10 protein-coding genes are annotated in these 14,377 nt (G+C 72.5%); 9 read left to right on the top strand and 1 reads right to left on the bottom strand.

What is annotated here, in order from left to right:
* Nucleotides 1–176: 176 nt before the first annotated feature.
* Nucleotides 177–1,064, top strand: coding sequence for a TIGR03620 family F420-dependent LLM class oxidoreductase (locus ACIBSV_RS01595; protein WP_395858877.1), 888 nt, complete (start codon nt 177–179; stop codon nt 1,062–1,064).
* Here the strand turns inward: ACIBSV_RS01595 and ACIBSV_RS01590 are convergent, their stop codons facing one another.
* Nucleotides 1,065–2,063, bottom strand: coding sequence for a GlxA family transcriptional regulator (locus tag ACIBSV_RS01590; RefSeq protein ID WP_395858875.1), 999 nt, complete (start codon nt 2,061–2,063; stop codon nt 1,065–1,067).
* Nucleotides 2,064–2,204: 141 nt separating this feature from the next.
* Here ACIBSV_RS01590 and ACIBSV_RS01585 point away from each other — a divergent pair, with 141 nt between their 5' ends.
* The 8 genes from ACIBSV_RS01585 to ACIBSV_RS01550 all read left to right on the top strand — a co-directional run bounded on the left by ACIBSV_RS01585 (nt 2,205) and on the right by ACIBSV_RS01550 (nt 14,329).
* On the top strand, nt 2,205–3,044 hold the full coding sequence (locus ACIBSV_RS01585) for a S1 family peptidase (RefSeq protein WP_395858874.1): 840 nt from the start codon (nt 2,205–2,207) through the stop codon (nt 3,042–3,044).
* A gap of 173 nt (nt 3,045–3,217) precedes the next feature.
* Nucleotides 3,218–4,195, top strand: coding sequence for a GlxA family transcriptional regulator (locus tag ACIBSV_RS01580; RefSeq protein WP_395858873.1), 978 nt, complete (start codon nt 3,218–3,220; stop codon nt 4,193–4,195).
* Between the two features lie 128 nt (nt 4,196–4,323).
* Nucleotides 4,324–4,659: a winged helix-turn-helix transcriptional regulator gene (locus ACIBSV_RS01575; RefSeq protein ID WP_395859313.1), complete on the top strand. Its 336-nt coding sequence runs from the start codon at nt 4,324–4,326 to the stop codon at nt 4,657–4,659.
* 121 nt (nt 4,660–4,780) lie between these two features.
* Nucleotides 4,781–5,290, top strand: coding sequence for a DUF664 domain-containing protein (locus ACIBSV_RS01570; protein WP_395858872.1), 510 nt, complete (start codon nt 4,781–4,783; stop codon nt 5,288–5,290).
* A 136-nt stretch (nt 5,291–5,426) separates the two neighbouring features.
* On the top strand, nt 5,427–6,098 hold the full coding sequence (locus ACIBSV_RS01565) for a class I SAM-dependent DNA methyltransferase (protein ID WP_395858871.1): 672 nt from the start codon (nt 5,427–5,429) through the stop codon (nt 6,096–6,098).
* A gap of 146 nt (nt 6,099–6,244) precedes the next feature.
* Nucleotides 6,245–8,320, top strand: a complete 2,076-nt coding sequence (locus ACIBSV_RS01560) for an FUSC family protein (protein WP_395858870.1) — start codon at nt 6,245–6,247, stop codon at nt 8,318–8,320.
* A gap of 67 nt (nt 8,321–8,387) precedes the next feature.
* Entirely contained in the window at nt 8,388–9,131 is a 744-nt protein-coding gene (locus tag ACIBSV_RS01555) for a Clp protease N-terminal domain-containing protein (RefSeq protein WP_395858869.1), read from the top strand.
* A gap of 959 nt (nt 9,132–10,090) precedes the next feature.
* Nucleotides 10,091–14,329 carry a molybdopterin-dependent oxidoreductase gene (locus tag ACIBSV_RS01550; RefSeq protein ID WP_395858868.1) on the top strand — a complete coding sequence of 1,413 codons (4,239 nt, stop codon included), beginning with the start codon at nt 10,091–10,093 and terminating at the stop codon, nt 14,327–14,329.
* The last annotated feature ends 48 nt before the right edge of the window (nt 14,330–14,377 follow it).

Below are 14,377 nucleotides of genomic sequence, written 5' to 3'. Positions count from 1 at the left end.
GAGGCCGTCGGGTGGTGATTCGGCTCGACCTGCGGGATCGGGAAGAGAATGCCGCGCCGAGGACTTCGGATGGAGGGCCGGCCCCGGACCGCCGGCGGTGGAGCGGCCGCGGTCCCGACCACCGTCCCCGGAAACCGACCGAGGACCGACGCAAGACCGACGGAAGGACCGAACTCATGGACGCGCAACGGGCAATCGAGCGAGTCGGCCGGATCGGCGTCTGGCAACACCACGACCGGTACGCCGCCGACGCGGACGCGGCGGGCGCCGCGGCCGAGTTGGAGGAACTCGGCTTCACCGGTGCCTGGATCGGCGGCGCGCCGGTGGACGGGCTGTTCGCGGTGACGAACCGACTACTCGGCGGCTCCCGCCGGCTCGGCGTCGCGTCCGGGATCCTCAACATCCGAACCTTCCCCCACCCGGACACGATCGCCGAGGTGTCCGCGGTCGAGAAGGCCCATCCCGGCCGGTTCCTGCTCGGACTGGGGGTGAGTCACGTCGAGTTGACCGACCATCTCGGCATCGAGTACACCCCGCCGCTGGCCGCGATGAACGCGTACCTGGACGCCCTGGACGCCGACGGCCCGGAGGTCCCGCGCGTGCTGGCCGCGCTCGGCCCGCGCATGTTGCGTCTGTCCCGCGATCGTGCGCAGGGCGCGCACCCGTACTTCACCACGCCCGCGCACACCCGCGAGGCGCGCGAGACGTTGGGCGAGGGGGTGTTCCTGGCGCCGGAGCAGAAGGTGGTGCTGAGCACCGACCCGACGGTCGCGCGGGCGGTGATCCGGGATGCCTCGGCGCTGTACCTCGGCCTGGACAACTACCGGCGCAGCTTCCTCCGGCTCGGCTTCACCGAAGCCGACCTGGCCGACGGTGGCAGCGACCGGCTGATCGACACCCTGGTGGTGTGGGGCGACGAGGAGACCATCGCCGCCCGGGTCGGCGAGCACCTCGCCGCGGGCGCGGACCACGTGGGCATCCAGGTGCTCACCACCGAGCCCGGCCACACCGGTCTGCCGCGCGCGGAGTGGGCCCGGCTGGCCCCGGCGCTGCGCGAGCTCTGATCACCCACCCGACCCGGTGAGGTCGGCGACGAAGGTGCGAAAGACCGTGCGGTAGGTGCTCGGGGTGGTGCCCGTCAGACGTTGGAAGTGGCGGCGCAGATTGGCCGGGGTACCCAGGCCGGTCTGCGTCGCGATCCGCTCCACCGGGTCCTCGGTGCGTTCGAGCAACCATTGGGCCCGCTGGATCCGGGTGCGCAGCAGGTACTGGAGCGGGGTGAGCCCGGTCTCGGCGCGGAAACGACGGGTCAGGTTGCGCACGCCCAGCCCCGCGTGCGCGGCGATGTCGTCGAGGGTGAGCGGGAGCCGGAGGTTGGCCTCCATCCAGCGGGTGGTCGCCGCGACGGTGCTGCCGGGTGGTGTGTAGGCGCTGTACCCCGCGTCGGCGGCGCCGCGGGCGAGGTCGTCGGCCGGGTCGTGGAGGTGCAGGAAGACCTGCCGCTCCGTCTCGATGGCCACCGGCACACCGTGGTCCAGGGTGATCAGATCCAGGCACAGGTCGATGCCTCCCAGCACCCCGGCGGCACTGTGGAAGGGGCCGTCCGCGACCACCGAGCCCTCCGGGTCGACCTCGACCAGCGGGTACCGGCGGGCGAGTTCAGCGGTGTCACGGCGGCTGGTCGCGGCGCGCCGGCCGTCGAGCAGACCGGTCGCCGCGAGCGTGAACGTACCGGTGCCGACCGCGCCGATGCGGCAGCCGCGCGCGGCGACGGCACGAAGGGCGTCGACGACGTCGTCCGGGGGCGCGTCACGAAAGCCCGCGTGGCCCGGCAGCAGCACGGTGTCGCCGTCGTCGAGCCCGGCCAACGTGTCCAGACCCCAGGGGGTCTCGATGTGGAAGGATGCGGGGCCGCCCGTCGCCGTGAAGCCCGGAGCGGTGCAGATCCGCAGGTCGTAGCCGATCCGAGGGTGATGCCGGGCGGCGGTGCCGAACGCGAGTCCGGGCGCGGTGAGCTGGTGCCCGGGGACCCCGTCGAGAGCGAGGACGGCGATCACTGGCATGTCCGGAATCTAGCCGAGGATGACATCGAGACGGCTGTTTGCGTCGGGGACGCGCCACGGAGGATGAGTGGGACGAGGACGGACGCGGGGGACGTCCGACTCGTGTACGGCAGCACCACCATCCTCTCGAAAGGTCACCACATGCCCTCTTCGAACTCTCGGCCCACGCTCGACGCCCGCCCCGAGCGCCGGCGGCGCGGCCTGTTCGCGAAATCGATGGCGGCGGTCGGCGCCGCGGTCGTGCTCGGCGCGACGGCGATGGCCGGCAGCGCGGGCGCCATCGTCAACGGGCAGGACTCGACGCAGCGCTACCCGTTCATGGCGATGGTCCCGGAGGTCGCGGCAGGCATCGACGCCCAGTGCGGGGCGACGTTGATCGACCGGCAGTGGGTCCTCACCGCGGCGCACTGTGTCGATCCCGAACTGCCGATCGTGCTGGAGGGGAAGGTGCGAATCGGCAGCCCGGACCGCGCCACCGGAGGCACGGTCCGCAACATCGACAAGATCGTGACCCACCCGGGCTACAAACTGGACGACCCCAACAAGGACGACCTCGCGCTGATCCGGCTGGACCGCCCGGTCTCCCAGCAGCCGATCAAGATCGCCAAGAAGGCGGGACCGGTCGGTACGCCCACCCGGATCCTCGGCTTCGGCACCACCGTCGACAAGGACATCGAGCACGCGGTGTTCCCCGACCGGCTCCAGCAGTTGGACACCCGCCGCGGCTCCGAGGCGGAGTGCTTCGGCCGCGCCGATGCGACCCGGTTGTGCACGGTCAGCCAAAAGCCCGGGGCCATGGCGTGCTTCGGGGACTCCGGCGGCCCGCAGATCCAGCGCGGCAAGGGTGGCCGCTGGGAGCTGATCGGGACCACATCGGGCGACGGTGACGGCAAGGAGGGCTGCGCGACCGGCCCGGGTCTGTACACCAACGTGACCGTCTACAAGGACTGGATCAACAAGACGATCCGGCACAACCACTGATCCCGAAGACGTGACCCGGCCCGCGCCGGTGGCCCCCGTTCCGGGCCATCGGCGCGGGCCGACCCGGTCCCGTCCGCATCCGCGCCGTCCCCGCGAACGGCGCGGATGCGGATGGGACCGATGTCGAGGCCGAGAACAGGAGAAATCGTCCGGTCGCGGACTAGATTCCAGGTATGTCAGTGATCGCCGTCCTGGCCTCGGAGGGGGTTCCGGGGTCTCAACTCACCACTCCCGGACTGGTGTTCGGGACCGCCTGCCGTGAACATCCCGGTGTGGCGTACGAGGTCCGGCTCTGTGCGGCCCCCGGACTGCGCACCACCGGCGCCCCGGGCTCGCTCCGGATCGACACGCCGTTCGGCCTCGACGGCCTCGCCGACGCGGACGTCGTACTGGTCCTCGGACACGACGGCCATCGCGACGAGCCACCCGCCCGCGTCACGGCCGCGCTCCGCGCGGCGGCGGCGCGCGGCAGCCGGATCGCCGCCGTCGGCACCGGCACGTTCACCCTCGCCGCGACCGGACTCCTCGACGGCCGCCGCGCCACGACCGCGTGGCGACACACCGAGGAACTGGCGGATCTGCATCCGCGGATCGAGGTCGACCCACTGGGCACCGTGGTCGAGGACGGGCCGTTCCTGACGACGGCGGGCATCTTCGGGGGCCTGGACGTCTGCCTGTCCGTACTGCGCCGGGACCACGGCCGGCGGGTGGCGGTCGAGACGAGCCGCGAACTCATCACACCGCTGCACACCTACGCCGACGACGTCCGGGACACCATCGACCGCGAGGTCACCGAAAGCGTCGGTCTGGAACCCACCCTGCGCTGGATGGAAGCCAACCTGCACCGCCCGCTGACCGTCCCCGACCTCGCCGCCCACGCGCGCACCAGCGTCAGCAGCCTCACCCGCCGCTTTCACGCCCACACCGGTCTCAGTCCGCTCCGATACCTGCTCCGCGCCCGCCTGAACGAGGCTCGGCGACTGCTGACCGAAACGGACGTCCCCGTCGAGCGCATCGCGGCCCGAACCGGATTCGGCTCGCCCGCCGCCCTGCGTCGACACTTCCGCGCCCTCACCGGCACCGCCCCCCGCGATTACCGCCGGGCCCACCGCGAGTGTGACCATGGCGGTTCGTGCGAGGAGGTACTTTGACGTCCCGGAGCAACATCGACGAACCCGTCCAGGTCACCGAGTGTCCCGCGGCCCGAAGCCCGGGGCGGGAGGACCGGGATCTCCCGGACACCGACCCGGATCGGGTCACCTGGGCGAACGCGTGTCGGGTGGTGGGCACGCTCGACCACGTCGCGGGCAAGTGGAGTATCGGCATTCTCGTGTCCGTCGCCGAGGGCCCGATCCGCTTCACCGAGCTCGAGCGCATGCTGGAGGGCATCAGCAGACGGGTCCTCACCTTGAATCTGCGCCGGCTGGAGCGCGACGGACTGCTGATCCGCACCGTGTATCCGACCGTGCCGCCGAGGGTCGAGTACACGCTCACCGACGTGGCGCGCGAGCTGACCGTGTCGCTCAGCGGCCTGGTGCGTTGGGCCGATCGGCACGGGCCGAGCATCGAGGCGGCCCGGCAGGTGTACGACCGGGAGCAGGCTGGGCAGGAGTAGCAGGGTCGACGGGGTCGAGCACCGCGCCGGAGCGCGGCGGCGGGGCTCGATGGGCCGATCGGGTCGGATCGGATCGATCGGGTCGGGTGGATCGGGTGGGACGGACGGAGCGAGGAGTTCGATGAACAGCGCGGAGCTACTGGTCGACGGGTTCGGTCGGGTGCGCGAGGTGGTGCACGAGGCGGTCGACGGGCTGACCGCGAAGCAGTTGACCGAGCGGCTGGACGCCGACGCCAACTCGATCGCGTGGCTGATCTGGCATCTGGCCCGGGTCCAGGACGACCACGTCTCGGACGTCGCGGGCCTGGAACAGGTGTGGACGGCGAAGGACTGGCACGGTCGATTCGAACTGCCCTTCCCGGTCCGGGCGATCGGCTACGGCCACGACACCGAGGCGGTGGCCGCGGTCCGGGTCGACTCGGCGGAACTGCTCACCGGCTACTACGACGCGGTGCACGAGCAGACCATCGGGTTCGTGCGCGGTCTGTCGGCCGCGGACCTGGATCGTGTGGTCGACGAGGCGTGGACCCCGGCGGTCACCCTGGGCGTGCGGCTGGTCAGCGTGATCGCCGACGACCTTCAGCACGCGGGGCAGGCGGCGTTCATCCGGGGCATCCTGCTGCGCCGATAGCCCGTGCTCCCGCGGCCGGACCCGGGAGCCGCGCCGGCGCGGTCGGACGCTCGCCGACCCGGTATCCGCATCATCGACTCGTGTTTCGCGCGAGAAGATCGGGACCACTTACTCAAGGATTAGGACGCCCTCTCCCATGAGCCCCGAACCTGCTTCGCACTCGCCGCTGGCCCACGGCGCCGAGTCCCCGGCCGCCGCCCTGTTCGACGCCGTCGGGGCCGCGTACGAGACCGCCTTCGCCGGGTTGCCCGAGCAACTGGCCGCGCTGGACTGGCTGATCGCCGAACTCCCGCCCGGCTCGAAGGTGCTCGACATCGGTTCCGGAACCGGGCGGCCGACCGCCGAACGGCTGGCCGCGGCCGGTCATCGGGTGACCGGGATCGATGTCTCGGCGACGATGGTCGACCTGGCCCGGACCCAGGTCGAGAGCGCGACGTTCGAGCAACTGGACGCGCGCGATCTGGTCGACGACGACGGCGCGTGGGACGCGGTGTGCGCGTTCTTCCCGTTCCTTCAACTCCCCAGGGCCGATCTGGACGCCCAACTGGACCGCCTCGGCGCGCGGCTGGCCCCCGGCGGGCTGCTCGCGTTCGCGACGGTACCGGCCGAGGCGGACGGCGTGGAGATCCTGTGGCTGGGTCACCGGGCGCGGGTGACCAGCCACGGCACCGACGAACTGCTCGTACGGCTGCGCGCGACCGGCCTGGAGATCGTCCACCACGCGGTCACCGTCTTCCGGCCGAACCACCCCGAGGCCGGGCCCGAGGAACAACTCTTCGTTCACGCGCGCAAGTCCGCGTCGGGCTGAGCGCTTGGCCGGGCGACGCGCGGGCGGGGCGGGGCGGTCGTCGGCGCGCGGCAGGCGATCGGTACCGTGGTCCGCGTAGCGGAATGCCGCACTCGTCCGGCGCCGCGCGCCTTGTCCGTTTGCCTCGTCTCGTTCGGGATCCTGTGATGACCATGACCGAACGTGAGGATCCGAGCGGTGACCGGCGCGCCGAGGGTACGGAGAGCGCCGACGGCGCGGCCCGCCCGGGTCGGCTCGCGCCGCCCGAGTGGCTCACCCTGACACTGCGCGCCACCCCCGGTCCGATGCCCAAGGCCGCCGCGGTACGGGCCGCGATCGGCATCGCGGCGCCGCTCGCGGTCGGGGTGGCCGTCGGCGACAGCGCGTCCGGCGCGTTGGTGTCCATCGGCGCGCTCGGCGCGGTGTTCGGGGACACCGCGGACGCCTACCGGCTGCGCGTCCTCAACATCGCGGTGCCGCAGATCGTGGGCGCGATCGGACTCGCGCTCGGCAGCGCGCAGTTCGGCCACGGCTGGTCGGCCGTCGCGATGCTGACCGTGCTCGCCCTGGTCGCCGGGATGATCAGCACGATCGGCGCGGTGGCCTCCGCGTCCGGGCTGAACCTGCTGTTGATGGCGGTGATCGGGGCGGGCCTGCCGATGCCCTCGCCGTGGTGGCGGGCGCCGATGTTGACGCTGGTCGGGGCCGGGCTGGTCCTGGTGATGGCGCTGCTCGCCTGGCCCGCGCGCTCGCGCGTTCCCGAACGGGCCGCCGTCGCCGACGCGTACGACGCGACCGCGAATCTGCTCGCCGCGGCGGGTACCGCCGAGTGGGAGACGGCCCGGGCCGAGGTGACGGCGACCCTCAACCACGCGTACGACCTGCTGCTCGGCCGCCGCGCGGTGGCGCCCGGCCGCAGCCGCGGCATGTCGCGCCTGGTCGCGCTGCTGAACTCGGTCGGCCTGCTGGTCGAGGCGGCCACTGCGGTACACGCCGACGACCGGCGGGTGGGCGAGGCGGACGTGGACACGGTACGGGAGATCGCGGCGGCGGTCTGCGGCGGCACGGTGCCCACCGGCGCGGCTCCGCGCAGCGCCGCGACCGACCCCGCGGACCGTGCGGTCGCCGCCGCCATCGAGCACGCGCACGAGACGTTGTCCGGCGCGTACCGCACCCCCGACCGGGTCGGCCGGCCCGGAACGCTGCCCGAACGGGTGGCCGCCGGCGCGCGGAACCTGCTGGTGTCGGCGGAGTCCTGGCGCTACGGCCTGCGGCTGACCCTGTGCATCGGGGTGGCCCAGGTGCTGGTGTCCGTGGTGGACGTACCGCGCTCGTACTGGGTGCCGCTGACCGTCACCTTCGTGCTCAAGCCGGATTTCGGTTCGGTCTTCTCCCGCGCCCTGCTGCGCGCGCTGGGCACGGCGGCGGGGCTGGTGGTGGCGGGCGTGATCCTGGAGTTCGTGCCGCGTGGCTGGTGGGAGGTGCCGGTCGTGGTCGTGCTCGCGGCGGCGTTGCCGATCCTCTCCCGACGCGGCTACGGCTATCAGACCGCGGTGATCACCCCGCTGATCCTGATCCTGTCCGACCTGCTCGGGCATCAGGGCGTCGGGCTGCTCGCGCCGCGCCTGGTGGACAGTCTGATCGGCTGCGCGATCGTGTTGGTGGCGGGCTACGCGTTGTGGCCGGAGAGCTGGCACACCCGGGTCGGCGCCCGACTGGCCACGGCGGTCGAGGATACCGCGCAGTACATCGAGTGCGCGTTCGACGAGAAGACCGATCAGGCCGCGCGGGCGCGGACCCGGCGGCGGATCTACCGCGATCTGTCCGACGTGCGTACCGAGTTCCAGCGTGCGCTGGGCGAGCCGCCGCCGGCCGGCGCGCGGGCCGCGGCGTGGTGGCCGCTGATCGTCGCGGTCGAGCGGGTGATCGACACCGGCACGGCGGCGGCGGTACACACCGCGCACGGCGCGCCGCCGCCCTCGCCCGAGGCGGCCGCGCACATGGCCGCCGAACTGCGCGCGCTGGCCGCCTCGATGCGCAGCGGTGACGCGCCCGATCGGGCGGCGCGGCCGGCCGCCGCCGAGGACCCGCGCGACGCGCTCACCGACGTGCGCCGGGAGGTCCGCTCGGCACGCTCGATGCTGGACGGGCCGGCAGGCGCGGGGGACGGGAAGGACGCGGGAGGCGGGACGGGCGCGGGCGAGCGGAAGGGCGCGGCGGAATCGGGGGAGGAGAGCGGGTAGGAGAGCGGATGGGATCAGGCGTCAACTGTTGGTTGACGAACCATGATCGTCAACCTATGGTTGACGCATGGAGAATCCTGTGCGCATGACGAATCCGGTGCGGCTCGACGACCTCATCGAGAGCATCAAGCAGACCCATCCCGACGCCCTCCGGCAGTTGTCCGACGCGGTACTCGTCTCGGACCACCTCGGGGAGTTGGCCGACCATCTGATCGGGCACTTCGTGGACCAGGCGCGTCGATCGGGCGCGTCCTGGAAGGACATCGGTACGAGCATGGGCGTCACCAAGCAGGCGGCACAGAAGCGCTTCGTCGCGAAGGCGTCCGGCGAGGCCGACCTCGATCCGAGCCAGGGCTTCGGCCGGTTCACCGACCGGGCCCGCAACGTGGTGGTGGCGGCGCAGAACGAGGCCCGGGCGGCGGGCAACTCCGAGATCGGTCCGGCACACCTGGTGCTGGGACTGCTCGCCGAGCCGGCGGGCCTGGCCGGGCGGGCCCTGGTCGCCCAGGGCGTGACCCCGGAGGCCCTTCGGGAGGCGGTCGTCGCCGTGCTGCCGCCGACCGCCGAGCGGGTACCGGACCTGATTCCGTACGACGCGTCGGCGCGCAAGGTACTGGAGTTGACCTTCCGCGAGGCGCTGCGGCTCGGGCACAACTACGTCGGCACCGAGCACCTCCTGCTCGCCCTGCTGGAGTTCGAGGACGGCACGGGCGTGCTCGCCGGCCTGGGCGTGGACAAGGCCACCACCGACGCGCACATCGTCGCGGCGCTCGCCGCGCTGCTCGCCGGGCAGCAGGGGCAGGAGTCCTGACGCTCGCCGCAAGCTCGGCGTCTCGACCCGCGCGGAGTTGATCCGCCGAGGCATCGCCCCCAACTCCCCGGCGCGGCCCGGGGAGCGGGGCGTCCATCCGGATCGAACACGCGCGAACAAGGGCCGAGTTCGCCGGTGCGTACGCGGCCGAGACGGATCGGCAATGGCCGGCGCCGTGGCCGATCACCCACGAATCGCGGTTCGCGAAGGTGCTCGTGCGCCCGGACGTGGCGGGGCTGCCGGGCCGGCGCGCTCGCGGTCGCACCCGTCGACGAACGCCGGCGCCGCGTCGAGGACACCGTGCCGACCCGCCGGCGAGGAGGGCGCGGCGCGCCGGCGTACTCGCCGTCCGGCGGGTCCTCGTGGGCCGATTCCTCGTCCGATCCGCCGGCGTCTCGCGCGGGCAATCGCGGCGGAGGACGGGAAGCGGTATCGTCCGCGGCCGATCCGTACGGCGCCCGCCGCGGACGGATCCGGATCCCGCGCCCCGTCCTTCGAGCCCATCCCACCGTCCCCACCGCCGACCGAACCGGGCCGGCGTTTGCGGCGCCATGCTCCCGGCGCGGGCGATGCGCCGTATCGTCACGACAACTCGTGAATCGACCGAGAGTCCTCGACGCGTTACGGAGCGCCCCCGCGCGGCGGATCGCCACACCGGGTACGTGGCGCGCCTCACCGTCCGGCCATCGCGCCCGTGCGATCGACGTAACCCCCGACGCCGAGGTGTGTCACGCCGCCGAAACCACCGCTCTCTAGCGTCCGGAACGTGGGCTTCACCCCGCCATGGGCCGAGACCACGTGCGCGCTCCGCGTAACGGCATATCGAGCCTCTGAGGCCCGAACGGCCCGAACGGCCCGAACGGCCCGAACGGCCCGAACGGCCCGAACGACCCGAACAACCCGAACGGCCCGAACGGCCCGAACAACCCGAACAACCCGAACGACGAGGAGGAACGCCCGTGTCGGCAACGGTTCCCCAGGCAGCCGACACCACCGTGCGGACCGTCTGCTCCTACTGCGGCGTGGGCTGCGGCATGCTGCTCGACGTCACCATCGACACCGCGACCGGACGCCGCACCGTGGTCAAGGCCCGTGGTGACAGCAAGCATCCGACCAACCGCGGTCGGTTGTGTACGAAGGGTGCCACCAGCGCCGATCTGCTCGCCGCGCCGGGCCGACTGGGCACTGCCCTGGTCCGGGACGACCGCGGCGCGCCGCCCGTGCCGACCGGCGTGGACGCCGCGATCGGCGCGACCGCACGGCGACTGCGGGAGATCCTGGACGCACACGGGCCGGACGCGCTGTCCTTCTACGTCTCCGGCCAACTCACCCTGGAGGCCCAATACTTGGCCAACAAGCTGGCCAAGGGCTTCGTCGGGACCAACCTGATCGAGTCGAACTCCCGGCTGTGCATGGCCAGCGCGGGCAGCGGCTACAAGCTCTCCCTCGGCGCCGACGGACCGCCCGGCTCGTACCAGGACTTCGAGCACGCCGACGTGTTCTTCGTGATCGGCGCGAACATGGCCGACTGCCACCCGATCCTGTTCCTGCGGATGATGGATCGGGTCCGGGCCGGCGCCAAGCTGATCGTGGTGGACCCGCGCCGCACCGCCACCGCCGACAAGGCCGATCTGTTCCTGCGGATCAAGCCCGGCACCGACCTCGCGCTGTTGAACGGTCTGTTGCACCTGCTGGTGGAAAACGGCGACACCGATCCCGCGTTCATCGCCGAGTTCACCGAGGGCTGGGAGGTGATGCCCGACTTCCTGCGGGACTATCCGCCCGCCCGGGTCGCCGAGATCACCGGCATCCCGGAGGCGGACATCCGGCAGGCCGCGCGCTGGATCGGCGCGGCGGGGGAGTGGACGAGCTGTTGGACGATGGGGCTCAACCAGAGCACGCACGGCACCTGGAACACCAACGCGCTGTGCAACCTGCACCTCGCCACCGGCGCGATCTGCCGACCGGGCAGCGGCCCGCTCTCGCTGACCGGTCAGCCGAACGCGATGGGCGGGCGGGAGATGGGCTACATGGGGCCGGGACTGCCCGGCCAGCGCTCGGTCATGGTGGCCGAGGAGCGGGAGTTCGTCGAGGACCTGTGGGGTGTGCCGCCGGGCACGCTGCGGCCGGAACCGGGTCTGGGCACGGTGGACATGTTCACCCGGATGGCCGCCGGCGAGATCAAGGCGTGCTGGATCATCTGCACCAACCCGGTCGCCTCGGTGGCGAACCGCGCGACCGTGATCGCGGGTCTGGAGGCGGCCGAATTCGTGGTCGTCCAGGACGTGTTCGCGGACACCGAGACCAACGCCTACGCCGACGTGGTGTTGCCGGCCGCGATGTGGGCGGAGACCGAGGGTGTCATGGTCAACTCCGAGCGCAACCTCACCCTTTCCCGGCAGGCCGCCGATCCGGTCGGCGAGGCGCTGCCGGACTGGCGGATCATCGCCCGGGTGGCGAGCGAGATGGGGTTCGCCGACGCCTTCGACTACGACAGCGCCGAGGAGGTGTTCGAGGAGCTGAAGCGGGCGTGGAACCCGACCACCGGCTACGACCTGCGCGGGGTCGGTTACCGGCGACTGCGCGATACGCCCGTGCAGTGGCCGAGTTCGGCTCCCGACGGCCCGGACCGGAACCCGATCCGCTACCTGGTCCAAGACGACACACCGACGGCGGTCGGCCGGCCGCGGTTGCGCTTTCCGAGGCCCGGCGGTCGGGCGGCGTTCTTCGCCCGGCCGCACCTGCCGCCGGCCGAACTGCCGGACGACGACTACCCGATGGTGCTCAATACCGGACGACTACCGCACCAGTGGCACACCATGACCAAGACCGGCACGATCGCCACCCTCAATCGGCTCAACCCCGGTCCGTTCGTCGAGATCCACCCGGAGGACGCACGCGCGCTGGGCGTCGCGGCGGGCGATCGGGTCGAGGTGGCCTCCCGGCGCGGGCGCGCGGTACTGCCCGCTCAGGTGAGCGACCGCGTCCGGCCCGGCGATTGTTTCGCGCCGTTCCACTGGAACGACCGGTTCGGCGAGTACCTCGGCATCAACGCGGTCACCAACGACGCGGTCGACCCGATCTCCTTCCAGCCCGAATTCAAGGCCTGCGCGGTGGCGTTGACCAAGGTGGCCGGGCCGTCCCGAACCGAGTCCGGAAAGGCGCACCCGGTACCGGAGCAACAGCCCGCGGCGTCGCCGGGCGGCGGCGAACCGGCCGGGTTCGGCGATTTCGTGGACCTCGCGCCGCCCGTGTTCACCGACGAGGAACGACGTTACCTGGCCGGGTTCATGGCCGGCGCGACGCGCTCCCTGGCGACGGTCGGAGCCGCCCGCGTCCCGGTGCTGCCGGCGCGCTCCCCGATCGCGCCGGAGCGGGTGACCTGGGTCAACGGGTATCTGGCCGGGATGTTCTCCGGCGCGGACGCCGAGCCGGCGCTCCGACCCGAGCCCGCCCACCGACCGGAGCCGGCGACCGAACCCGGGCCGGCGGCACCGGCGGCGGCGGATGACGACCACGACGTGCTGGTGTTGTGGGCCTCGCAGACCGGCAACGCCGAGGACGTCGCCGGCGCGACCGCGCGCCGGCTGACCGAGGCGGGCCTGCGGCCGAGCGTGGTGGAGATGGCCGACCGCACCCCCGATTCGCTGCCGATCGGCGTGCCCGTACTGATGATCACCAGCACCTTCGGCGACGGTGAGGCACCGGACGGCGGGGCCGGGTTCTGGGCCGCGCTCGCCGTGGACGGGCGGCCCCGGCTGGACGGGTTGCGCTACGGCGTGCTCGCCCTCGGCGACTCCGGCTACAGCGACTTCTGTGCGCACGGGCGGCGGCTCGACGAGCGGTTCGCCGAACTCGGCGGCACCCGGATCACCCCGCGCGCCGATTGCGAACCCGACTACGAGCGGACCGCCGCGCAGTGGCTGGAGCGAGTGGTCGCGGCCCTGACCGGCGATGGCGCACCGGGCTCGCCGGCCGCGGACGCGGCCGGCCCACTCTCGACCACCGCCGTGCCGCCCGCGCCCGCGAGTGCACCTCCCACCGCGCCGCCCGCCGGCCTCGGCTACTCGAAGGCGACGCCCTTTCCCGCTCCACTGATCGGCGATCGGCTGCTCGGGCTGCCCGGATCCGCCAAGGAGGTGCGGGAGTTCGTCTTCGACGCGCGCGGAGGCGGCGAGCAGGCCGCCCTGGAATACGCGCCGGGGGACGCGCTCGGGATATGGCCGGTCAACCACCCCGAGACCGTGGCCGAGTGGCTGGCCGCGACCGGTCTGGACCCGACGGCGCCGATCACCCTGCCCGACCTGGGCGAACTACCGCTCGGCGAGGCGTTGCGGACGCGGTTGGAGATCACCCGGATCACCCCGGAACTGTTGCGGTTCGTCGCCGATCGCACCCGCGACCGGGACCTGGCGCGGTTGCTCCGCGCGGACAACCGGGGCGAACTGGCCAAGTGGAGCTGGGGTCGACAGGCGGTCGATGTCCTGGAAGCCTTCCCGATCCGTGCCGCGGCGGACGAATGGGCCGGTGTGCTTCGCCGGTTGGAGCCGCGGATGTACTCGATCTCGTCCAGCCCACTGGCCCACCCCCACGAGATTCGGATCACGGTGTCGGTGGTGCGCTACCGCAACGAGGCCGGCGCCGTGCGCAAGGGGGTGTGCTCGACCTATCTGGCCGAGGCCGCCGCGGCCGGCGGTCCGGTGTCGATCTTCGTCCGGCGCGCGCCGCACTTCCGGCCGCCGGTCGACCCGCTGGCACCGGCCATCATGGTCGGCCCGGGCACCGGGGTGGCGCCATTCCTCGGCTTCCTGGCCGACCGCGAGGCACGCGGCCACCCGGGCCCGAACTGGCTGTTCTTCGGCGAGCAGCGCCGGGCGACCGACTTCTACTACCGCGACGAGCTCGCCGAATTCCGGCGCACCGGCCGACTGGAACGCCTCGACCTGGCATTCTCCCGCGACCAACGGGCCAAGATCTACGTCCAGGACCGGATGCGTGAGCACGGACCCAGACTGTGGGACTGGCTCCAACGCGGAGCGCACTTCTACGTCTGCGGCGACGCGGGCCGGATGGCCAAGGACGTCGACCGCGCGCTGCGCGAGATCGCCACGGCGCACGGTGGCCTGTCCGAGGACGACGCCGAGGCGTACGTGCGGCAACTCGCGGGCGAACGAAGGTACGTCCGAGACGTGTACTGAGGCGACCTCCACCTGCCGCGGTCAGGCGGCCTCGTCGGGTCGGGCGTC

The sequence above is a fragment of the Embleya sp. NPDC050154 genome, from assembly GCF_044460165.1.
Taxonomy (GTDB): Bacteria; Actinomycetota; Actinomycetes; order Streptomycetales; family Streptomycetaceae; genus Embleya.
The sequence above is the reverse complement of the archived record's forward strand: the minus strand, read 5'-3'. Positions and strand labels throughout refer to the sequence as shown.

Coding starts and splice junctions, on each gene's coding strand:
- ACIBSV_RS01595 (WP_395858877.1), top strand. CDS start 177: ATGGACGCGCAACGGGCAATCGAGCGAGTCGGCCGGATCGGCGTCTGG.
- ACIBSV_RS01590 (WP_395858875.1), bottom strand. CDS start 2,063: ATGCCAGTGATCGCCGTCCTCGCTCTCGACGGGGTCCCCGGGCACCAG.
- ACIBSV_RS01585 (WP_395858874.1), top strand. CDS start 2,205: ATGCCCTCTTCGAACTCTCGGCCCACGCTCGACGCCCGCCCCGAGCGC.
- ACIBSV_RS01580 (WP_395858873.1), top strand. CDS start 3,218: ATGTCAGTGATCGCCGTCCTGGCCTCGGAGGGGGTTCCGGGGTCTCAA.
- ACIBSV_RS01570 (WP_395858872.1), top strand. CDS start 4,781: ATGAACAGCGCGGAGCTACTGGTCGACGGGTTCGGTCGGGTGCGCGAG.
- ACIBSV_RS01565 (WP_395858871.1), top strand. CDS start 5,427: ATGAGCCCCGAACCTGCTTCGCACTCGCCGCTGGCCCACGGCGCCGAG.
- ACIBSV_RS01560 (WP_395858870.1), top strand. CDS start 6,245: ATGACCATGACCGAACGTGAGGATCCGAGCGGTGACCGGCGCGCCGAG.
- ACIBSV_RS01555 (WP_395858869.1), top strand. CDS start 8,388: ATGGAGAATCCTGTGCGCATGACGAATCCGGTGCGGCTCGACGACCTC.